The organism is Yoonia vestfoldensis (assembly GCF_002158905.1).
In the GTDB taxonomy this organism is placed as follows: domain Bacteria; phylum Pseudomonadota; class Alphaproteobacteria; order Rhodobacterales; family Rhodobacteraceae; genus Yoonia; species Yoonia vestfoldensis_B.
Map to the genome: position 1 here is coordinate 243,583 of NZ_CP021431.1, position 18,213 is coordinate 261,795.

General features: G+C 60.1%; 27 protein-coding genes. 21 read left to right on the forward strand and 6 right to left on the reverse strand.

Annotated elements, in window-relative coordinates; genetic code table 11:
- Window position 1: 1 nt before the first annotated feature.
- The 4 genes from rpsS to rplP are packed head-to-tail and all read left to right on the forward strand — an operon-like array spanning window position 2 to window position 1,806.
- Window positions 2-280: a 30S ribosomal protein S19 gene (gene rpsS, locus LOKVESSMR4R_RS01190; RefSeq protein ID WP_007206609.1), complete on the forward strand. Its 279-nt coding sequence runs from the start codon at window positions 2-4 to the stop codon at window positions 278-280.
- A 3-nt stretch (window positions 281-283) separates the two neighbouring features.
- Window positions 284-664, forward strand: a complete 381-nt coding sequence (rplV, locus tag LOKVESSMR4R_RS01195; protein ID WP_007206610.1) for a 50S ribosomal protein L22 — start codon at window positions 284-286, stop codon at window positions 662-664.
- A complete protein-coding gene (gene rpsC, locus LOKVESSMR4R_RS01200; protein WP_087205946.1) occupies window positions 664-1,380 on the forward strand; it encodes a 30S ribosomal protein S3 in 717 nt (238 codons plus the stop codon). The genes rplV and rpsC overlap by 1 nt, the downstream gene beginning before the upstream one ends.
- Before the next feature lie 12 nt (window positions 1,381-1,392).
- Entirely contained in the window at window positions 1,393-1,806 is a 414-nt protein-coding gene (gene rplP, locus LOKVESSMR4R_RS01205; protein WP_007206612.1) for a 50S ribosomal protein L16, read from the forward strand.
- 103 nt (window positions 1,807-1,909) lie between these two features.
- On the opposite strand, the gene LOKVESSMR4R_RS01210 is transcribed toward rplP, so the two are convergent.
- Both LOKVESSMR4R_RS01210 and LOKVESSMR4R_RS01215 read right to left on the reverse strand, forming a co-directional pair.
- Entirely contained in the window at window positions 1,910-2,095 is a 186-nt protein-coding gene (locus LOKVESSMR4R_RS01210; RefSeq protein ID WP_087205947.1) for a hypothetical protein, read from the reverse strand.
- 113 nt (window positions 2,096-2,208) lie between these two features.
- The gene (locus LOKVESSMR4R_RS01215; RefSeq protein ID WP_087205948.1) at window positions 2,209-2,829 is read right to left on the reverse strand and encodes a 2OG-Fe(II) oxygenase family protein; all 621 of its coding nucleotides are present in this window, start codon (window positions 2,827-2,829) and stop codon (window positions 2,209-2,211) included.
- Between the two features lie 208 nt (window positions 2,830-3,037).
- Between LOKVESSMR4R_RS01215 and rpmC the strand changes: the two genes are divergently transcribed.
- From rpmC to rpmD, 11 genes are all read left to right on the forward strand, one after another.
- Entirely contained in the window at window positions 3,038-3,244 is a 207-nt protein-coding gene (gene rpmC / locus LOKVESSMR4R_RS01220) for a 50S ribosomal protein L29 (protein ID WP_087212329.1), read from the forward strand.
- A gap of 4 nt (window positions 3,245-3,248) precedes the next feature.
- Entirely contained in the window at window positions 3,249-3,479 is a 231-nt protein-coding gene (rpsQ, locus tag LOKVESSMR4R_RS01225) for a 30S ribosomal protein S17 (RefSeq protein WP_087205949.1), read from the forward strand.
- Window positions 3,480-3,558: 79 nt separating this feature from the next.
- Window positions 3,559-3,927, forward strand: a complete 369-nt coding sequence (gene rplN, locus LOKVESSMR4R_RS01230) for a 50S ribosomal protein L14 (RefSeq protein ID WP_019953318.1) — start codon at window positions 3,559-3,561, stop codon at window positions 3,925-3,927.
- 2 nt (window positions 3,928-3,929) lie between these two features.
- Window positions 3,930-4,235 carry a 50S ribosomal protein L24 gene (gene rplX, locus LOKVESSMR4R_RS01235; RefSeq protein ID WP_087205950.1) on the forward strand — a complete coding sequence of 102 codons (306 nt, stop codon included), beginning with the start codon at window positions 3,930-3,932 and terminating at the stop codon, window positions 4,233-4,235.
- Window positions 4,235-4,798: a 50S ribosomal protein L5 gene (gene rplE, locus LOKVESSMR4R_RS01240; RefSeq protein WP_087205951.1), complete on the forward strand. Its 564-nt coding sequence runs from the start codon at window positions 4,235-4,237 to the stop codon at window positions 4,796-4,798. The genes rplX and rplE overlap by 1 nt, the downstream gene beginning before the upstream one ends.
- 20 nt (window positions 4,799-4,818) lie before the next feature.
- Window positions 4,819-5,124, forward strand: a complete 306-nt coding sequence (rpsN, locus tag LOKVESSMR4R_RS01245) for a 30S ribosomal protein S14 (RefSeq protein ID WP_087205952.1) — start codon at window positions 4,819-4,821, stop codon at window positions 5,122-5,124.
- Between the two features lie 12 nt (window positions 5,125-5,136).
- Entirely contained in the window at window positions 5,137-5,529 is a 393-nt protein-coding gene (gene rpsH, locus LOKVESSMR4R_RS01250) for a 30S ribosomal protein S8 (protein WP_087205953.1), read from the forward strand.
- Window positions 5,530-5,538: 9 nt separating this feature from the next.
- Window positions 5,539-6,072 (forward strand): 50S ribosomal protein L6, encoded by a 534-nt coding sequence (rplF, locus tag LOKVESSMR4R_RS01255; RefSeq protein WP_087205954.1) that lies wholly within the window; start codon window positions 5,539-5,541, stop codon window positions 6,070-6,072.
- Between the two features lie 11 nt (window positions 6,073-6,083).
- On the forward strand, window positions 6,084-6,449 hold the full coding sequence (rplR, locus tag LOKVESSMR4R_RS01260; protein ID WP_087205955.1) for a 50S ribosomal protein L18: 366 nt from the start codon (window positions 6,084-6,086) through the stop codon (window positions 6,447-6,449).
- A 126-nt stretch (window positions 6,450-6,575) separates the two neighbouring features.
- On the forward strand, window positions 6,576-7,154 hold the full coding sequence (gene rpsE / locus LOKVESSMR4R_RS01265) for a 30S ribosomal protein S5 (RefSeq protein WP_087205956.1): 579 nt from the start codon (window positions 6,576-6,578) through the stop codon (window positions 7,152-7,154).
- Window positions 7,155-7,157: 3 nt separating this feature from the next.
- Complete coding sequence (gene rpmD / locus LOKVESSMR4R_RS01270; RefSeq protein WP_019953326.1) at window positions 7,158-7,346, forward strand: 50S ribosomal protein L30; 189 nt, start codon at window positions 7,158-7,160, stop codon at window positions 7,344-7,346.
- 247 nt (window positions 7,347-7,593) lie between these two features.
- Here rpmD and serA read toward each other — a convergent pair whose 3' ends face one another.
- Entirely contained in the window at window positions 7,594-9,186 is a 1,593-nt protein-coding gene (serA, locus tag LOKVESSMR4R_RS01275; protein WP_087205957.1) for a phosphoglycerate dehydrogenase, read from the reverse strand.
- An 89-nt stretch (window positions 9,187-9,275) separates the two neighbouring features.
- Window positions 9,276-10,418 (reverse strand): phosphoserine transaminase, encoded by a 1,143-nt coding sequence (locus tag LOKVESSMR4R_RS01280; RefSeq protein ID WP_087205958.1) that lies wholly within the window; start codon window positions 10,416-10,418, stop codon window positions 9,276-9,278.
- Between the two features lie 172 nt (window positions 10,419-10,590).
- Here LOKVESSMR4R_RS01280 and serB point away from each other — a divergent pair, with 172 nt between their 5' ends.
- Window positions 10,591-11,466: a phosphoserine phosphatase SerB gene (gene serB, locus LOKVESSMR4R_RS01285; RefSeq protein WP_087205959.1), complete on the forward strand. Its 876-nt coding sequence runs from the start codon at window positions 10,591-10,593 to the stop codon at window positions 11,464-11,466.
- A 41-nt stretch (window positions 11,467-11,507) separates the two neighbouring features.
- Window positions 11,508-12,629: a trans-sulfuration enzyme family protein gene (locus tag LOKVESSMR4R_RS01290; RefSeq protein WP_087205960.1), complete on the forward strand. Its 1,122-nt coding sequence runs from the start codon at window positions 11,508-11,510 to the stop codon at window positions 12,627-12,629.
- On the opposite strand, the gene LOKVESSMR4R_RS01295 is transcribed toward LOKVESSMR4R_RS01290, so the two are convergent.
- On the reverse strand, window positions 12,626-13,000 hold the full coding sequence (locus LOKVESSMR4R_RS01295) for a rhodanese-like domain-containing protein (RefSeq protein ID WP_087212331.1): 375 nt from the start codon (window positions 12,998-13,000) through the stop codon (window positions 12,626-12,628). The two genes, LOKVESSMR4R_RS01290 and LOKVESSMR4R_RS01295, sit on opposite strands and share 4 nt — an antisense overlap.
- Window positions 13,001-13,105: 105 nt before the next feature.
- Window positions 13,106-13,792 (reverse strand): response regulator transcription factor, encoded by a 687-nt coding sequence (locus LOKVESSMR4R_RS01300; protein WP_087212334.1) that lies wholly within the window; start codon window positions 13,790-13,792, stop codon window positions 13,106-13,108.
- Between the two features lie 152 nt (window positions 13,793-13,944).
- Between LOKVESSMR4R_RS01300 and ribA the strand changes: the two genes are divergently transcribed.
- The 4 genes from ribA to LOKVESSMR4R_RS01325 all read left to right on the forward strand — a co-directional run bounded on the left by ribA (window position 13,945) and on the right by LOKVESSMR4R_RS01325 (window position 18,195).
- Window positions 13,945-15,024, forward strand: a complete 1,080-nt coding sequence (ribA, locus tag LOKVESSMR4R_RS01305; protein ID WP_087212338.1) for a GTP cyclohydrolase II — start codon at window positions 13,945-13,947, stop codon at window positions 15,022-15,024.
- Window positions 15,025-15,374: 350 nt separating this feature from the next.
- On the forward strand, window positions 15,375-16,166 hold the full coding sequence (locus LOKVESSMR4R_RS01315; RefSeq protein ID WP_087205962.1) for an ABC transporter ATP-binding protein: 792 nt from the start codon (window positions 15,375-15,377) through the stop codon (window positions 16,164-16,166).
- Window positions 16,163-17,098 carry an ABC transporter substrate-binding protein gene (locus tag LOKVESSMR4R_RS01320; RefSeq protein WP_087205963.1) on the forward strand — a complete coding sequence of 312 codons (936 nt, stop codon included), beginning with the start codon at window positions 16,163-16,165 and terminating at the stop codon, window positions 17,096-17,098. The genes LOKVESSMR4R_RS01315 and LOKVESSMR4R_RS01320 overlap by 4 nt, the downstream gene beginning before the upstream one ends.
- A gap of 2 nt (window positions 17,099-17,100) precedes the next feature.
- Complete coding sequence (locus LOKVESSMR4R_RS01325; RefSeq protein WP_087205964.1) at window positions 17,101-18,195, forward strand: FecCD family ABC transporter permease; 1,095 nt, start codon at window positions 17,101-17,103, stop codon at window positions 18,193-18,195.
- The last annotated feature ends 18 nt before the right edge of the window (window positions 18,196-18,213 follow it).

Here is an 18,213-nt window from a genome sequence, read left to right on the forward strand (position 1 = left end):
TATGGCTCGTTCCGTCTGGAAAGGCCCGTTCGTCGACGCCTATGTCTTGAAAAAGGCAGAAGCAACGCGCGAAAGCGGCCGCAACGAAGTGATCAAGATCTGGTCGCGTCGTTCCACTATCCTGCCTCAATTCGTTGGCCTGACCTTCGCGGTCTACAACGGCAAGAAGCACATCCCTGTCAACGTCACGGAAGACATGATTGGTCAGAAGTTCGGTGAATATTCGCCAACCCGCACCTATTACGGTCACGCCGCCGACAAAAAAGCGAAGCGGAAATAAGCCATGAGCAAGGATAAGAATCCCCGCCGCGTGGCTGATAACGAAGCAATGGCAAAACTGCGCATGCTGCGTACTTCCCCGCAGAAACTGAACCTTGTTGCTGCGCTGATCCGCGGCAAGAAAGTCGAAAAGGCCCTGCAGGACCTGACTTTCTCTAAAAAGCGGATCTCGGACGATGTGAAGAAATGTCTTCAATCGGCCATCGCCAATGCCGAAAACAACCACAACCTGGATGTTGACGCGCTGGTCGTAGCAGAGGCTTATGTCGGCAAGAACCTGATCATGAAACGCGGTCGCCCCCGGGCCCGTGGCCGTTTCGGCAAGATCGTCAAGCCGTTTTCAGAACTGACCATCAAGGTGCGTCAAGTTGAGGAGCAATCATAATGGGTAACAAAGTCAACCCAATCGGGATGCGTCTTCAGGTCAACCGCACCTGGGACAGCCGCTGGTTCGCAAACACCAAGGAATACGGTGATCTGCTGCTGGAAGACCTCAAGATCAAGGCGTTCATCCGCAAGGAATGCGCACAATCCGGCGTCAGCCGCGTGATCATCGAACGCCCGCATAAAAAGTGCCGCGTCACGATCCATGCCGCCCGTCCCGGTGTGATCATCGGCAAGAAAGGTGCGGACATCGAAGGTCTGCGTCAGAAGCTGGCGAACCTGACCAAATCGGAATTGCACCTCAACATCGTTGAAGTTCGCAAGCCCGAACTGGACGCAGCGCTGGTCGCTGAATCCATCGGTCAGCAGCTGGAACGCCGGGTGTCTTTCCGTCGTGCGATGAAACGTGCCGTGCAGAACGCGATGCGCATGGGCGCCCTGGGTATCCGGGTCAACCTTGCCGGTCGTCTGGGTGGTGCTGAAATCGCGCGGACCGAATGGTACCGCGAAGGTCGCGTGCCGCTGCATACTTTGCGTGCGGACATCGACTATGCGCTCTACGAAGCCATGACGCCCTATGGCATCATCGGCATCAAGGTCTTCATCTACAAAGGTGAGATCATGGAGCATGACCCGCAGGGCCACGACCGTAAACATGCCGAGCTTCAGGAAGGCGCTATCCCGCGCGGTCCTGGCGGCCCGCGTCGCGACAGGTAAGGAGTAGACAAGATGCTGCAACCAAAGCGCACGAAACACCGCAAGCTGCACAAAGGCCGGATTCGTGGTGAAGCAAAGGGCGGGTCTGACCTGAACTTTGGCACCTATGGCCTGAAAGCGACCGAGCCAGAGCGGATCACCGCTCGCCAGATCGAGGCGGCACGCCGCGCCATGACGCGTCACATGAAGCGTCAAGGCCGCGTCTGGATCCGGATTTTCCCGGATCTGCCCGTGACCTCCAAGCCCATCGAAGTGCGTATGGGTAAAGGTAAAGGTTCGATCGACTTCTGGGCATGCAAGGTCAAACCCGGCCGTGTGATGTTCGAAATCGACGGCGTCAGCGAAGAAATCGCCCGCGAGGCCCTGCGCCTTGCTGCGATGAAGCTGCCGATCAAGACACGCACCGTGGTGCGCGAAGATTGGTAAGTCGGGGTTAACCCCGACCTACGTCACTGCATGAAGCCCCCGTCGAGACATCGGCGGGGGCTTTTGCGTGGTCATGCTGTATCGGGGCGCAGTGGGCCGAATGTCAGGCTTGCCCGCGCGGGGCACGGCGATCTTGCAAGAAGGCCGCGCGCGTGCGCTGGAAGGCGGCGATCAGCCGTTCATCATTGCGGCAGATATCTTGCAGCTGCTGGGCAAAGGCGGCGTCGGTCTGGCCGTAAAACGCCTCTGCGGCGCGGTCTGCTGCGGTGTTGCGGGGGGCTTGCGGCATTGTCAGATTCCTTCACGCGGTCATTGGCGTCACATTGCGCGGACCGTCAGTCCATCATAGGCAGACCACCAAAAGATTAACGCGGGCCTGCCCCGTGGCGAAGATATCTATAGTTAAGCCCAGGCGTAGTTAAAGCTGACGCTGATCCGCTCTTCTTCCTCGGCCATGTTCATTGGCACCTCGTGGCGCAGCCAGCTTTCCCATAGCAAGACGTCACCGACGGCGGGGGCGACATAGACAAACTGGCGCAATTCCTCACGCGCGGCTTTCTGGCGGGGTGGGGCGGCCATCATCATCGCCAGGCGCGGATCTTCGAATTTGATTGCGCTGGCGCCCTGCGGCATCGCCACATAGGTGGTGCCGCTGATCACAGCATGGGGATGGATATGGCCGGTGTGGATACCGCCGGGGGGCAGGATATTGATCCAGATATCTTCCAGCTTCAGCATCTTGTCGCCCAGATCGAAATCGAGATCCTTTGCAAAGGCCGCGACATGTTTGTCCAGCAAGGCGACCAGGTCCTTGAAGATCGGGAACCGCCAGGGCAGATCGGTCAGCGAGGCATAAGAGGTATAACCCGGATAGCCCTGTTCTTCGCACCATTGCTGGCCGGCCTCGTCATCATCGGCGATGACCAGGCAAGAGTTTTCCAATTCCACCGGGTCGATCGCGCCATGGGCGGATAGCGGGGCATGATAAAGGCGGGTGGCGAACAGCGATCTGATATGGGTCATGGGCCTGTCTTATCCGCTTTGCCCGCAGCGGTATAGAGCAGGCATCACCGGCCTTGCCCTGCCTTGCGCGATTTGCGCAAACCGCTGTGCTGCAAGGGGTTGCTTTATCGCGGAATGGGGTCTAAACGGCGCACTTCTACCCCCACTCCATCGGGAATCGGGTAACGCTTTGCGCGGCCTGCCGATGATGTTGAAAAAGGAAAATGGCATGGATGCCACTGAACTGCGGGCTAAAACGCCCGATCAGCTGCGTGAAGAGCTGGTCAAACTGAAAAAAGAATCGTTCAACCTGCGCTTTCAGCAGGCCACCGGCCAGCTTGAAAATACCGCTGGTTTCCGTGCGGCCCGTCGCAATGCCGCACGCGTCAAAACAATTCTGAACGAAAAGGCCGCTGCTGCGGCTTCGGAGGCTTAAGAGAATGCCTAAGCGTATCCTTCAAGGTGTTGTCACAAGCAACCAGAACGCCCAGACCGTGACCGTCCAGGTCGAGCGTCGCTTCAAGCACCCTTTGCTGCAGAAAACCGTCCGTAAGTCCAAGAAATACCGGGCGCATGACGAAAACAACGCATTCAACGTCGGTGATCAGGTCCGCATTCAGGAATGTGCGCCGAAATCGAAAACCAAACGCTGGGAGGTTATTGCTTCTTAAGCGGTAACCCTACAGCTCAACGAAACCCTGGGGCTCCGGTCGGAAATCGGAAAATCCCCAAAGGTCGGAAGGAAACCAAATGATCCAGATGCAGACCAATCTGGATGTAGCTGACAACAGCGGCGCTCGCCGTGTTCAGTGCATCAAGGTTCTGGGTGGTTCCCACCGCCGTTACGCCAGTGTCGGTGACATTATCGTCGTATCGGTGAAGGAAGCCATCCCACGCGGTCGCGTGAAAAAAGGTGACGTGCGCAAAGCCGTCGTCGTGCGCACCGCCAAAGAAGTGTTCCGTGAAGATGGCACCGCCATCCGCTTTGACAGCAATGCCGCTGTCATCCTCAACAACAACAACGAGCCGATCGGCACCCGTATCTTCGGGCCAGTTGTTCGCGAGCTGCGCGCAAAGAACTTCATGAAAATCATCTCGCTTGCTCCGGAGGTGCTGTAACCATGGCTGCGAAACTCCGTAAAGGCGATAACGTGATCGTTCTTGCCGGCAAAGACAAAGGGATGAAGGGCACGATTGCTGCCGTTGACCCCAAGTCCGGCAAAGCTGTTGTTGATGGTGTCAACATGGCGATCCGTCACCAGAAACAATCCCAGACCAGCCAGGGTGGCCGCACGCCAAAAGCGATGCCGATCCAGCTGTCGAACCTGGCGATCGTTGACAAGAATGGCAAACCGACCCGCGTTGGTTTCCGCATGGACGGCGAAAACAAAGTGCGTTTCGCCAAGACGACAGGGGATGTGATCTGATGCTTGACGCTGCAAACTACACCCCCCGCCTGAAGGCTGAATATGTCTCCAAGATTCGCGCCGCGATGAAGGAAGAATTCGGCTATAAAAACGAGATGCAGATCCCGCGTCTGGACAAGATTGTCCTGAACATCGGCTGCGGCGCAGAAGCTGTCCGTGACAGCAAGAAAGCCAAATCCGCGCAGGAAGATCTGACAACCATCGCCGGTCAAAAGGCGATGACCACGAAGGCCAAGAAATCCATCGCTGGTTTCCGCGTGCGTGAAGACATGCCATTGGGCGCGAAAGTCACCCTGCGCGGTGACCGGATGTATGAATTCCTTGATCGCCTGATCACGGTCGCAATGCCCCGTATCCGCGACTTTCGTGGTGTCTCTGGTAAATCCTTTGACGGTCGCGGCAATTACGCCACCGGCCTGAAGGAACATATCGTATTTCCCGAAATCAACTTCGACAAGATCGATGAGATGTGGGGAATGGACATCGTTATCTGCACCACAGCGAACACTGACGCTGAAGCAAAGGCATTGTTGAAGCTCTTCAACATGCCATTCAACAGCTAAGCGTTAGGGAGATTTGACAAATGGCTAAGAAATCCATGATCGAGCGCGAGAAAAAGCGCGAAAAGCTGGTGGCGCAATATGCTGGAAAGCGTGCGGCGTTGAAGGCAATCATCAACGACCAGTCCAAGCCGGTCGAAGAGCGTTTTAAGGCGACGATGCAACTTGCAAAATTGCCGCGCAATTCCTCGGCTGTGCGTCTGCACAACCGTTGCCAGCTCACCGGGCGTCCACATGCCTATTACCGCAAACTCAAGATCAGCCGGATCGCGCTGCGGAACCTTGGTTCCAATGGCGAAATCCCCGGCATGGTCAAGTCGAGCTGGTAAGGAGAATTTGATATGAACGATCCTATCGGTGATATGCTGACACGCATCCGCAATGGCCAGATGCGCGGCAAGGCTGCGGTGGAAACACCGGCGTCGAAACTGCGCGCTTGGGTGTTGGATGTGCTGGTCGCAGAAGGCTATATCCGCGGTTATGACAAGAAGGACGGCAAAGACGGCCATCCTGCTTTCAATATCGAACTGAAATATTACGAAGGCACACCTGTCATTCGCGAAGTGAAGCGGGTCTCCAAGCCCGGTCGCCGCGTTTATCTGGGTGCCGATGACCTCCCATCCGTCCGTCAGGGCCTGGGTGTGTCGATTGTCTCCACCTCCAAAGGTGTGATGACGGACGCGAATGCACGGGCGGCCAAAATCGGCGGCGAAGTGCTTTGCACAGTGTTCTAAGGGGAAAACATGTCTCGTATTGGTAAAAAACCGGTTGAGCTGCCCTCTGGCGTCACTGCCTCGGTGTCCGGTCAAACCGTCGAAGTCAAAGGCCCCAAAGGGACCCGCAGCTTCAAGGCAACGGATGATGTCACCATCACCGTTGATGGCAATATCATCACTGTCAAACCACGCGGCACGTCCAAGCGGGCGCGCCAGCAGTGGGGCATGTCGCGCAGCCAGGTCGAAAACCTGGTGACCGGCGTGACCACGGGTTTCAAGAAAGAGCTTGAAATCAGCGGTGTGGGTTATCGTGCGCAGATGCAGGGCAATACCCTGAAACTGGCACTGGGCTACAGCCATGATGTGAATTTCGACGTGCCCGCGGGTGTCACCGTGACAGCCCCCAAGCAGACCGAAATCATCGTGGAAGGGATCGACCAGCAGCTTGTTGGCCAGGTCGCGGCGAATATCCGTGAATGGCGCAAACCCGAGCCTTACAAAGGCAAGGGCATCAAGTACAAAGGCGAATTCATCTTCCGCAAAGAAGGCAAGAAGAAGTAAGGAACGCACAAATGGCAAACAGCAAAAGAACACTGTTTCTGAAGCGCCGTATGCGCGTTCGGAACAAACTGCGGGGCGTAACAGCCAACCAGGGGCGCGCGCGTCTTTCGGTACACCGCAGCAACAAGAACATCAGCGTCCAGCTGATCGACGATGTGAATGGTGTGACGCTTGCGTCGGCATCCTCGCTCGAAAAGGATCTGGGCGTTGTCGGCAAGAACAATGTCGAAGCCGCTGCCAAGGTGGGTGCCGCGATTGCGGAACGCGCCAAGAAGGCGGGCGTCGAACAGGCCTATTTCGACCGTGGCGGTTTTCTGTTCCACGGCAAGATCAAGGCCCTTGCCGATGCGGCCCGCGAAGGCGGGTTGAAGATCTAATGTGGCGGTGCGCAGGAATGCGCACCCTACGCAGCTCTGTAGGATGTGCCTGTGGCGCAGCCTCGATGATCCGGCTTCGACCGCGATTGGATAACGCCCTCGGGCATCAAGATAAGGACGCCACCTATGGCAGAACGTGAAAACCGCGGGCCACGTCGCCCCCGTGAAGAACAAGCACCCGAGTTTGCCGACCGTCTGGTCGCGATCAACCGGGTGTCCAAGACCGTCAAAGGTGGTAAGCGTTTCGGCTTTGCCGCGCTTGTCGTCGTCGGTGACCAGAAAGGCCGCGTCGGTTTCGGCAAAGGCAAAGCCAAGGAAGTCCCCGAGGCGATCCGCAAGGCCACCGAACAGGCCAAGCGTCAGATGATCCGCGTCGCCCTGCGCGACGGCCGCACGCTGCACCACGACATCGAAGGTCGCCATGGTGCTGGCCGCGTCGTGATGCGCACAGCCCCAGCCGGTACCGGTATCATCGCCGGTGGTCCAATGCGCGCCGTGTTCGAGATGCTGGGCGTGCAGGACGTTGTGTCCAAGTCGATCGGGTCGCAGAACCCTTATAACATGATCCGCGCCACGATGGATGGCCTGCAAAAAGAGCAATCTCCGCGCAATGTGGCCCAGCGCCGCGGCAAGAAAGTCGCTGACATTCTGCCCAAGCGCGAAGATGCCGCCGACACATCCGCACAAGTCGCCGAGGAGGCTTAAACCATGGCAAAAACGATCGTCGTCAAGCAGATCGGTTCCCCGATCCGCCGCCCCGAAAAACAGCGTGCTACGCTGATCGGCCTAGGCCTGAACAAGATGAACCGCACCCGCGAGCTGGAAGACACACCTTCCGTGCGCGGCATGGTCAACAGCATCCCCCATCTCGTCGAGATCATCGAAGAGCGCGGGTAAGCGATAGGTCTGGTGGATCAGAATCCACCTTACAAGTTTGAAAACGCCCTCGGGAAACCGGGGGCGTTTTTTATTGGCAGCTTTGGATCTATGCGTGAAACAGGCGGATCGCATCGCAGGGGGCCGTGCCGCAGGCTGATGAAAGCCTTTGCGCGGCATCTGCGGCATCAGCTGATCCTTGGCAGATCTATGCGGGGCGCGCATTGCTGCGCGCGCCCGGTTCTTATTGGGCAATCAGATTGCGCAATCAGATATCGAACCGCAGGGGTTTGACCTGCTTGAACTTGCCCGTGGCCTCCAATTCGGCAATCGCCTTGGCGGGCAGCGGCGCGTCGAGATAGAGCAGGGCAATCGCCTCGCCTTTGGCCTCTGACCGGCCAAGGGTGAAGTTGGCGATATTCACCTCATTGGCCCCCAAGGTGCTACCCAGCACACCGATGATGCCCGGCACGTCGTTATTGGTGGTATAGACCATGTTTTCGCCGACCTCGGCATCAATATTGATGCCTTTGATCTGGATGAACCGTGGCTTGCCATCGTTGAACACGGTCCCTGCGATCGAGCGCTCGCGGCTTGGCGTGACGACGGTGACCTTGATATAGCCCTCGAAGGCGCCGGATTGATCCTGCTTGGTGGTGGAAATCTTCACGCCGCGTTCCTTGGCGATCACCGGGGCAGAGACCATGTTCACGTCAGGGTTCGTCGCCTTCATGATGCCCGCAACGGTAGAGGCCGTCAGCGCCTTGAGGTTCATTTCCGAGGCCGTGCCGTCGAACAGGATATTGATCGCGACGATGGGTTCATCCGTCATCTGGCCGATGAAATTGCCCAGATGGCCGGACAATTTGATCCATGGGCCCATGACCTTTGCTTCTTCGGCCGTGACCGATGGCATGTTCAGCGCGTTGCTGACGGCACCGGTCAGCAGGTAATCCGACATTTGTTCGGCGACCTGCAGGGCCACGTTTTCCTGCGCCTCGGTGGTGGCGGCACCCAGATGCGGGGTGACCACGACATTGGGCAGGTTGAACAGCGGGCTTTCGGTGGCGGGTTCCACCGCGAAGACGTCAAACGCGGCACCGGCGACATGGCCCGCCTTCAGCGCATCGGCCAAGGCTTCTTCATCGACCAGACCGCCACGGGCGCAATTGACGATCCGCACGCCTTTTTTCAGCTTTGCGATATTGTCGCGCGACAGGATATTGCGGGTCTGCTCGGTCAGCGGGACATGCATCGTGATGAAATCGGCCCGCGCCAGCAGATCATCCAGTTCGAGTTTCTCGACCCCCAGTTCGGTGGCGCGGTCTTCGGACAGGAAGGGGTCATAGGCCACAACCTTCATCCGCAGACCCAGCGCGCGGTCGATCACGATAGACCCGATATTGCCCGCGCCGATCACGCCCAGCGTCTTGTTGGTCAACTCGACCCCCATGAAACGCGACTTTTCCCATTTGCCGGCATGGGTGGATGCGTTGGCTTCGGGGATTTGACGCGCGACAGCCATCATCAGCGAAATCGCATGTTCGGCGGTGGTGATCGAATTGCCGAAAGGGGTGTTCATCACGATGATCCCCTTTTTCGACGCGGCGGGGATATCGACGTTATCGACACCGATTCCGGCGCGGCCGATCACCTTGAGGTTGGTGGCGGCGGCGATGATCTTTTCGGTCGCCTTGGTTGCGGACCGGATCGCCAGACCATCGTAATTGCCGATGATTTCAAGCAGCTTTTCCTTGTCATTGCCAAGTTTCGGCTGGAAATCCACGTCGATGCCGCGATCACGAAAGATCTGCACGGCGGCTTCGGACAATTCGTCAGAGATAAGTACTTTGGGTGCCATCTTGGGCGCTCCTTAAAAATGGGGGTATCCGCGCCCCGGATATGATCCGGGGCCTTTGGTGAAGGTCCCGGGTCACGCCCGGGACGGGGTCATTGGTTTGAAATCTCGGCGTGATAGGCCCATTCGAGCCAGGGCAGCATCGCCTCGATATCCGAGGTTTCCACCGTGGCACCGCACCAGATCCGCAGACCGGCAGGCGCATCGCGATAGGCCCCGATATCGAGCGCGATGTTTTCCGCCTCCAGCCGCTTGGCCACGGCCTTGGCAAAGGCTTCGCCATCACTGATGCGCGGATCGGTGAATTTCAGACACACCGATGTGTTTGACCGTGTGGCCGGATCAACGGCCAGATTGTCGATCCAATCATGCGCGGCGCAGAAATTCCAGATCGCACGCGCATTGGCATTGGCGCGGTGGATCAGCGCATCCAGCCCGCCGATGGACCGGCCCCATTTCAGCGCGACAAGGTAATCCTCGACCGCCAGCATCGAGGGCGTGTTGATCGTCTCGCCTTTGAAGATGCCCTCGATCAGCTTGCCTTTGGATGTCAGGCGGAAAATCTTGGGCAGCGGCCAGGCAGGGGTGTAGCTTTCCAGCCGTTCCACCGCGCGCGGGCTGAGGATCAGCATGCCATGCGCGCCTTCGCCACCCATCACCTTTTGCCAGCTGAAGGTGGTGACATCCAGTTTGTCCCAGGGCAAGTCCTGCGCAAAGGCGGCAGAGGTGGCATCGCAGAGCGTCAGGCCCGCCCGGTCGCCGGGGATCATCTCGCCATGCGGCATCCGCACGCCTGATGTTGTGCCGTTCCATGTGAAACAGACGTCATTGTCATAATTCAGCGCGGCCATATCGACGATTTCGCCGTAAGGGGCTTCATGCACGGTCGCTGCGATTTTCAGCTGCTTCACCACATCGGTGACCCAGCCTGCGCCAAAGCTTTCCCAGGCGACCATATCCACATGGCGTTCGCCCAAAAGCGACCACATCGCCATTTCATAAGCGCCGGTATCCGATGCCGGCACGATCCCGATGCGGTAATCCGCGGGCACGCCCAGAATCTCGCGGGTCAGGTCGATGGCCTCGGCCAGTTTGGCCTTGCAGATGCTGGCACGGTGCGACCGACCCAAAGGGGCGTCGCGCAAAGCATCCAGTTTCCAGACGGGGGGTTTGGCACAGGGGCCGGACGAAAAACGCGGGTTGGCCGGCCGCGATGCCGGTTTGGTCGTAACCATTGCTGGTATCCTCTCAGATAATCGCCCTTCGTTGGGGAAGGGTGTCCCACCGCCGCAGATAGAGTGTGTCGCGCACTTTCACAATCCGGAAAATACAGCTAGACCGCCGCTTGACCCGCTTTTTGCGACATCGCTGCCGCCAATCGGAAACTACGTCTCAAAGGACAAGATCATGTTCACCGCAACTTTGCTGACCAATCCCGTAAGCCGTGGTCTTGACCCGGCCTTGGTCGAGAATCTGCGCAATGCATGGGGCGGCGGTGACGCGCTCTGGCTGGCCCCCGACGAGGCTGCCGAATTCATGCTGCCGGTCGTGCCCGCCAATCGCTGGGAGATCTGGGCCGATCTGCAAGGCCATGGCGTCGATCTGGTGGTCCAGCCAGCGCGGAACCGCCGCAAAAAGATGCTGCTGGCCGATATGGACAGCACGATGATCCAGCAAGAATGTATCGACGAGCTGGCAGATGAGGCGGGCGTCGGTGCCCATGTCGCAGGGATCACCGCGCGCGCGATGAACGGCGAGCTGGATTTCGAGGCCGCCTTGCTGGAACGCGTCGGCCTGTTGCGCGATCTGCCAGAGCCGGTGATCGCGCAGGTGCTGGCCAGCCGGATCACCTATATGCCCGGCGGCGCGGTGCTGGTCGCCACGATGAAGGCGCAGGGCGCTTATGCGGCGCTGGTGTCGGGCGGGTTCACGGCCTTTACCGCGCAGGTTGCCGCTGCTTTGGGTTTTGACGAAAACCGCGCCAATACCCTGTTGGTGGCGGATGGCAAGCTGACCGGCGATGTCGCGCGCCCGATTCTGGGCAAGGCCGCCAAGGTCGCGGCGCTGGATGAGATCACCGCCCGACTGGGCATTGCCGCAGCTGATGTGCTGGCTGTGGGCGACGGGGCCAATGATCTGGGGATGCTGTCGCGCGCGGGCGCAGGCGTGGCGCTGCATGCAAAACCCGCCGTGCAGGCGCAATGCGATATCCGCATCAATCATGGCGACCTGACGGCGCTGTTGTATCTGCAAGGGTATGGCAAGGATGACTTTGTCGTCTGACGCCCCTTGTGCTGGGTTGTCTCTTTCCGCCAGATAGCGCCATGAAAAAGCCATTGCACCCCGCCACCATCGCCGCCCATGCCGCAGGCGCGCTTGACCCGCAATCAGGTGGTGTCGTGCCGGCCTTGCAGCCCTCGACCACCTTTCTGCGTGACGAGGATTATGCGCTGGTCCGTCCCGACAATATCTATTCGCGCGACAATTCCGACAATTTGCGCCAGGCTGAGGCGGTGATCCGCGCGCTGGAACATGCGCAGGACACGCTGCTGTTTCCCTCGGGCATGGCTGCCATTGCCGCCGTGTTCCGCGCGCTGCCGAACCGTGCCACGGCGATTGTGCAATCGGGCATCTATTGGGGCACCACCGCCTGGGTGCGTGACTTTTGCGCCCGCCGCGAGATCAGCTTGATCGAAGTGCCTGCCGCCGATCTGATCACCACCTGTCAGGGCCAAGCCGCCGATCTGGTGCTGATCGAGACACCCTCGAACCCGTGGCTGCTGACGGTCGATATCGCCGCCGTGAAGGCCGCGACCAAGGGTCTGTTGCTGGTCGATGGCACTGCGGCGACGCCGATCCTGACCCGCGCGCTGGATCACGGCGCCGATATCGTGATGCATTCCGCGACCAAGGCGATCAATGGCCATTCCGATGTGCTGGCGGGGGTTTTGTCCACTGCCGCCCCCGAGACAGGCGTCTGGCAGGCGATCAAGGCCGACCGCAAGATGGCCGGCGCGATCCTTGGCCCGTTCGAGGCGTGGTTGCTGACCCGCGCCATGCGCACCCTGCCTTTGCGCGTTGAACGCATGTCGCAGAATGCGCTGGCGCTGGCGCAGCACCTGATGGCGCATGAGGCGGTCGCGGATGTCTTTTATCCCGGTCTGCCGCATCATAGCGGCCATGATATCGCGCTGCGCCAGATGCAGGGCGGGTTCGGCAGCCTGTTGTCGGTGCTGGTCAAAGGCGGGCGCACGGATGCGCTGCGTGTGACGGGCAAGCTGGATCTGTTCTTGCGCGCCACGTCACTGGGCGGCGTGGAAAGCCTTGTCGAACACCGGCACACGATTGAACCGCATACCGGCATTCCCGAAAACCTGATCCGCGTCAGTACCGGGATCGAACATATCGCCGATCTGATCGCGGATTGGGACCAGGCGCTGGCTTAATCCTCGACCGGGCCGCCTGCCTCTTTCCATGCGCCGATCCCGCCGACATTGATGACATTGGGATAGCCCATATCCTTGAGCGTCTTGCCCGCAAGAGCCGCCTGTCCGCCAAGGCCGCAGACCAGATAGAAGGTGGCATCCTTGTCAAAGATCGGCTTGTGAAACTGCGATGTCGGATCGGCGGCGAATTCGAGAAAGCCGCGCGGCACGCGGTGCGCGCCTTCGATCGTGCCTGATTTCATGATATCGCTGCTGTCGCGCACGTCGATGAAGGTGCCGCCACCTGCGGCATGTTTGGTGATCGCATCTTCGCTGCTGATGCGGGTGACGATGGCATTGGCTTCGTCAAGATAGTCTTGTGCGGTTTTCATCATTTTATCCTGTCTGTTTGTGACGTTGAAAAAAACGCCCGGGCACAAGGCCCGGGCAAGTCCAACAGGGAGGGTGGTGATATGACCCGATCACCGGCGGGATATTCATGAAACGAGCCGATAGCCGCCTTGTTCCGTCACCAGCAAACGCGCATTGGATGGATCGGGTTCGATCTTTTGGCGCAGCCGGTAGATATGGGTTTCCAGCGTATGGGTGGTGACACCGGCATTATAGCCCCAGACCTCGTGCAGCAGCACGTCGCGGGCGACGACGCCATCGGTCGCGCGATACAGGTATTTGAGGATATTGGTTTCCTTCTCGGTCAGGCGCACCTTCTTGTCATCTTCGGTGATCAGCATCTTCTGCGCGGGCTTGAACGTATAGGGCCCTAGCTGAAAGATCGCATCCTCGGATTGTTCATGCGTGCGCAGCTGGCTGCGGATACGGGCCAGCAGGACCGGAAACTTGAACGGTTTGCTGACGTAATCATTGGCCCCGGCATCCAGACCCAGAATCGTATCGGCATCGCTGTCCTGCGCGGTCAGCATGATGATCGGGCATTTCACGCCCTGTTTGCGCAGACGACGACACAATTCGCGCCCGTCGGTATCGGGCAGGCCGACATCCAGAATCATCAGATCGTACAGACTTTCCTTGGTCTTGACGATGGCGCTGGCCCCGTCGTCCGCCTCGAACACGTCGAAATCTTCGGTCATCAACAATTGTTCGCCCAGCGCCTCGCGCAGGTCGTCGTCGTCGTCCACCAGCAAAATCTTTTTGAGTTGCCCCATGACAGCCTCCATCATTACATCATCGATTTGTGAACAGATACGGATCAAACAAGATTTCCGGCCGATGGTTCACACGGACGTGTCATCAGGCGGGGTTTTGTTTCACTTTGCGTCGAAACGGGCTATCAGGTGAAACAATTGACAGGTGCATGATGACAGGTTTTTCCCCCGATATCACCGAACGGCTGGCCCGCGCGCGGGCTGACCTGCGCATGGGCGTGCCCGTGGTGCTGGATGGCGGGGCGGTCATGCTTGCCGCCGAGACGCTGGATGCCGACAGGCTGGCGCATCTGCGCAGCTTGGGCGGTGCGCCCGTGCTGGCCATCACCGGCTGGCGGGCGCAGACGCTCAAGGCGCGCGCCTATGACGGCGATCTGGCGCGGATTGCGCTGCCTTGCGATGTCGGGCTGTCATGGGTCCGGTCTGTTGCTGACCCTGCCGATGATCTGCGCGCGCCGATGAAAGGCCCGCTGCGCAGCCTGCGCGAGGGCGATGCCGCGCTACACCGCGCCGCCATCGCCCTGACCAAGGCCGCGCGGTTGCTGCCCGCCGCCTTGGTGCTGCCGGTCGATGATGCGGCCGGTTTCGCCAAGGCGCATGACCTGACCCTGATCCCAGGTGCCGCCGCGCTTGACCTGACCCTCAGCCCGCTGCGCCCCGTCATCAGCGCCCGCCTGCCGCTGGATGTCTCCGAGGCAGGCCGGTTGCACATCTTTCGTCCCGACGACGGGGCCGAGGAACATTACGCGGTCGAGATCGGCCAGCCTGATAGGTCACAGCCGGTGTTGTCGCGGCTGCATTCTGCCTGTTTCACCGGCGATCTGCTGGGGTCGCTGAAATGCGACTGCGGCCCGCAATTGCGCGGCGCGCTGGCCCAGATGGGCGCCGAAGGATCGGGCGTGCTGCTGTATCTTAACCAAGAAGGGCGTGGGATCGGCCTTGCCAACAAGATGCGCGCCTATTCCTTGCAGGATCAGGGGTTCGATACGGTCGAGGCCAACCACCGGCTGGGTTTCGAAGATGATGAACGCGATTTCCGTATTGGCGCAGAGATTTTGAAGAAAATGGGTTTTAGCGCAGTGCGGCTGCTGACAAACAACCCCGCCAAGGTCGCGCGGATGCAAAGCTGCGGCATCACGGTGTTCGAGCGGGTCCCGCTGAAAGTGGGCGAGAACCGGCACAACACCGGCTATTTGGCGACCAAGGCCGCGAAATCAGGACATTTATTGTAATCGGGCGCGCTTTGCCGGACAAAGCCGCGCTGCGATGACGCGTGAACGCGGCTGTGGCGTGGGCTTGCGCTGGGCGGATGATTGCTGACATCGGCCTTGCGCATAAAAGTGTTATAATATAGCATAAATCTGGATTGCTGAAGCCGGACCTCTCCAATGCCAGATTTGTTTCCCGTTATGTTTTTCACCGGTTGTCGGCATGGGTTCAGGCCGCCCTTTTTTCACCGTCTAGGCGGCATGGTGGCGGCGCATAAAGACCGCGCTGCGACAGGGCGCTGCGCTGCGGTTCTTGCGCCTTTGCTACCGCTTGGCAGCGATCTTGGCCCGCCCGCAAGCGCCAAGGTGATCGCATGAGCTGCCCGCCCGGGACACCGGCGACCTTGGCGCTTGAAAGGCTATGCTGGGGCGACGGTATTCTGCATCCGGTCACCCTGCGGCTTGGTGCGGGCCGGGTTCTGGCCGTGCTGGGGGCCAATGGCGCGGGGAAATCGACGCTGCTGCGCCTGATCTATCGCTATAACCACCCGCAAGCCGGGCGCGTGCTGGTCGATGGGGACGATATCCACCGCCTGCCGGCGCGCCGCGTGGCCCAAAGAATTGCCGCCGTCCTGCAAGAACAGCCGACCGATTTAGCCCTGACCGTGGCCGAGATTGTGGCGCTGGGGCGTGCGCCCCACCGGCGGGGGTTTGCCGGTCCTTCCGCGCGCGATCTGCATCTGGTGGACCATGCGCTGGAACGGCTGTTGTTGCAGGATTTCGCGCATCGCGCCTTTGGGACATTATCCGGCGGTGAACGCCAGCGCGTCATGGTCGCCCGCGCGCTTGCGCAGGAACCGGGGCTGATCGTGCTGGACGAGCCGACCAATCATCTTGATATCCGCCACCAGCTCGAGGTGCTGCGGCTGGTGCGCGATCTTGGCGTGACCGTGGTGGCGTCCTTGCATGATCTCAATCTGGTGCATGGCTTTGCCGATGATGTGCTGGTGCTGGCAGAGGGCCATCCGCTGGCATTCGGTCCGGTGGATGCCGTGCTGACGCCTGATCTGATCGCCCGCGCCTTTGGTGTCGTTGCCACACGGCGCGGCACTGCGCGGTTTGATTTTTCCCTTCCCGACAGTGTTCAAAAGGAACATATCGCATGAAATATCTGCCCTTCGTTGCCGTGCTTCTTGGCCTTGCCGGACCCGCGCTTGCCCATCCGGTCACCGTGCAAAGCTGTGACCGCGAGGTCACCTTTGACGCGATCCCGCAAAGAGCCGCCTCTAACGATGTGAACCTGACAGAGATGATGCTGGTGTTGGGGCTGACAGATCGGATGGTCGGCTATACGGGCATTTCCGGCTGGAACAAGCTGGACGCGGATATGCGCGCCGGAATAGCGGCCTTGCCGGAACTGTCCGAAAAATACCCCTCCAAAGAGGTGCTGATCGGCGCCGATCTCGATTTCTGGTTTGCAGGCTGGAATTACGGCATGCGCATCGGTGGCGAGGTGACGCCCGAGACGCTCGCCCCGTTCGGCATTCCGGTCTATGAGCTGACGGAAAGCTGCATCCACATCATGGCGCGTGACGGGATCGCGGTTGATGACATGTTCACCGATATCCGCAATCTTGGCACGATCTTCGGCGTGGCTGACCGGGCCGAGGCCCTGATCACCGGCTGGCAGAGCGAACTGGACGCGATCGCCGCCACGCTACCGCAGCAGGACCCGCTGCGCGTCTTTGTCTATGACAGCGGCGAGGATACGCCCTTTACTGCGGGGCGCTATGCGATGCCCAGCGCGATGATCGCGGCAGCGGGTGGGCGCAACATCATGGAGGATGTCGACAGCAGCTGGACCCGCGTTGCATGGGAACCCGTGGTAGAACGTGATCCGCAGGTCATCGTGATCGTCAACTACGGCGATGTGACGGCAGAGCAGAAGATGGATTTCCTGCGCAATACGCCCGCCTTTGCCGGTATCGATGCTGTGGTGAACAATCGCTTCGTCGTGCTGGATTATGTCGAGGCGACGCCGGGGCCGCGCAATATCCGGGCCATCCGCACACTTGCCCAAGCCTTTCACGGTCAATGACGATGCGCGGCACCCCGGGGCCTGACACTGCGGTGCCGCTGCTGGCGGCGCCGCCTGCGCGCTTATCTGTGCTGGCGCGTCCGGTCAGGGCGGGCGTCTGGTGCTTTGGGCTGGCTATGTTGGTGGTGTCGCTGTCGGCGGCGGTCAGCATCGGGGCTGTGCCGGTGCCACTTGCGACCGTCTGGGGCGTGATCCTTGACCGGCTGGTGCCGGGGATCGTCACGCCGGACTGGACGGCAGGGCGCGCGGCGATCGTTTGGGATATACGATTGCCGCGCGCTTTGCTGGCGGCGCTTGTCGGCGCCGGATTGGCGCTGGTGGGGGCCGTGTTGCAGGCGGTGACGCGCAATCCGCTGGCCGATCCGCATCTGCTCGGGATTTCCTCGGGGGCTGCCTTTGGCGCTATTCTGGCCTTGCTGCATACAGGGATGTTCCTTGGCGGTGCGACCGTGCCTTTGCTGGCCTTTCTGGGGGCGCTGGCTGCGACGCTTTTGGTGCTGGCAGTGGCCAGTTTCGCGCAGGCGACCAGTGCCGACAGGCTGGTGCTGACGGGGGTGGCGGTGTCGTTCATTGTCATGGCGCTGGCGAATGTGCTGATCTTTCTGGGCGATCCACGCGCCGCGCATACGGTGGTTTTCTGGATGCTGGGCGGGCTTGGCCTTGCGCAATGGGCGCATCTGGTGTGGCCGTTTCTTGTGCTGACAGGGGCAGCCCTTTGGTTCCGGATGGTGGCCGGGTCGCTGAACGCCATGAACATCGGCGACGAGACAGCCACGACCCTGGGCATCGCCGTGGCGCGTTTCCGATTGGCCGCCTTTGTCGTCGCGGCGCTGGTGACGGGGGTCATGGTCGCTTTTTCCGGGGTGATCGGTTTTGTCGGGCTGATGATCCCGCATATCATGCGGCTGGTTGTCGGCGGCGATAATGCCCGCCTGCTGCCTGCGTCGATGCTGGCGGGGGCGATCTTTCTGATCTGGGCCGATATCGCCGCGCGCACTATCATGCGCCCCGAGGATATGCCCATCGGTATCGTCACAGGCCTTGTGGGCGGGCTGTTTTTCGTCTGGCTGTTGCGGCGAAAAGGGGCGCAGCGTTAGCGCGCAGGGCGAAACGCG

Coding starts and splice junctions, on each gene's coding strand:
- rpsS (WP_007206609.1), top strand. CDS start 2: ATGGCTCGTTCCGTCTGGAAAGGCCCGTTCGTCGACGCCTATGTCTTG.
- rplV (WP_007206610.1), top strand. CDS start 284: ATGAGCAAGGATAAGAATCCCCGCCGCGTGGCTGATAACGAAGCAATG.
- rpsC (WP_087205946.1), top strand. CDS start 664: ATGGGTAACAAAGTCAACCCAATCGGGATGCGTCTTCAGGTCAACCGC.
- rplP (WP_007206612.1), top strand. CDS start 1,393: ATGCTGCAACCAAAGCGCACGAAACACCGCAAGCTGCACAAAGGCCGG.
- LOKVESSMR4R_RS01210 (WP_087205947.1), bottom strand. CDS start 2,095: ATGCCGCAAGCCCCCCGCAACACCGCAGCAGACCGCGCCGCAGAGGCG.
- LOKVESSMR4R_RS01215 (WP_087205948.1), bottom strand. CDS start 2,829: ATGACCCATATCAGATCGCTGTTCGCCACCCGCCTTTATCATGCCCCG.
- rpmC (WP_087212329.1), top strand. CDS start 3,038: ATGGATGCCACTGAACTGCGGGCTAAAACGCCCGATCAGCTGCGTGAA.
- rpsQ (WP_087205949.1), top strand. CDS start 3,249: ATGCCTAAGCGTATCCTTCAAGGTGTTGTCACAAGCAACCAGAACGCC.
- rplN (WP_019953318.1), top strand. CDS start 3,559: ATGATCCAGATGCAGACCAATCTGGATGTAGCTGACAACAGCGGCGCT.
- rplX (WP_087205950.1), top strand. CDS start 3,930: ATGGCTGCGAAACTCCGTAAAGGCGATAACGTGATCGTTCTTGCCGGC.
- rplE (WP_087205951.1), top strand. CDS start 4,235: ATGCTTGACGCTGCAAACTACACCCCCCGCCTGAAGGCTGAATATGTC.
- rpsN (WP_087205952.1), top strand. CDS start 4,819: ATGGCTAAGAAATCCATGATCGAGCGCGAGAAAAAGCGCGAAAAGCTG.
- rpsH (WP_087205953.1), top strand. CDS start 5,137: ATGAACGATCCTATCGGTGATATGCTGACACGCATCCGCAATGGCCAG.
- rplF (WP_087205954.1), top strand. CDS start 5,539: ATGTCTCGTATTGGTAAAAAACCGGTTGAGCTGCCCTCTGGCGTCACT.
- rplR (WP_087205955.1), top strand. CDS start 6,084: ATGGCAAACAGCAAAAGAACACTGTTTCTGAAGCGCCGTATGCGCGTT.
- rpsE (WP_087205956.1), top strand. CDS start 6,576: ATGGCAGAACGTGAAAACCGCGGGCCACGTCGCCCCCGTGAAGAACAA.
- rpmD (WP_019953326.1), top strand. CDS start 7,158: ATGGCAAAAACGATCGTCGTCAAGCAGATCGGTTCCCCGATCCGCCGC.
- serA (WP_087205957.1), bottom strand. CDS start 9,186: ATGGCACCCAAAGTACTTATCTCTGACGAATTGTCCGAAGCCGCCGTG.
- LOKVESSMR4R_RS01280 (WP_087205958.1), bottom strand. CDS start 10,418: ATGGTTACGACCAAACCGGCATCGCGGCCGGCCAACCCGCGTTTTTCG.
- serB (WP_087205959.1), top strand. CDS start 10,591: ATGTTCACCGCAACTTTGCTGACCAATCCCGTAAGCCGTGGTCTTGAC.
- LOKVESSMR4R_RS01290 (WP_087205960.1), top strand. CDS start 11,508: ATGAAAAAGCCATTGCACCCCGCCACCATCGCCGCCCATGCCGCAGGC.
- LOKVESSMR4R_RS01295 (WP_087212331.1), bottom strand. CDS start 13,000: ATGAAAACCGCACAAGACTATCTTGACGAAGCCAATGCCATCGTCACC.
- LOKVESSMR4R_RS01300 (WP_087212334.1), bottom strand. CDS start 13,792: ATGGGGCAACTCAAAAAGATTTTGCTGGTGGACGACGACGACGACCTG.
- ribA (WP_087212338.1), top strand. CDS start 13,945: ATGACAGGTTTTTCCCCCGATATCACCGAACGGCTGGCCCGCGCGCGG.
- LOKVESSMR4R_RS01315 (WP_087205962.1), top strand. CDS start 15,375: ATGAGCTGCCCGCCCGGGACACCGGCGACCTTGGCGCTTGAAAGGCTA.
- LOKVESSMR4R_RS01320 (WP_087205963.1), top strand. CDS start 16,163: ATGAAATATCTGCCCTTCGTTGCCGTGCTTCTTGGCCTTGCCGGACCC.
- LOKVESSMR4R_RS01325 (WP_087205964.1), top strand. CDS start 17,101: ATGCGCGGCACCCCGGGGCCTGACACTGCGGTGCCGCTGCTGGCGGCG.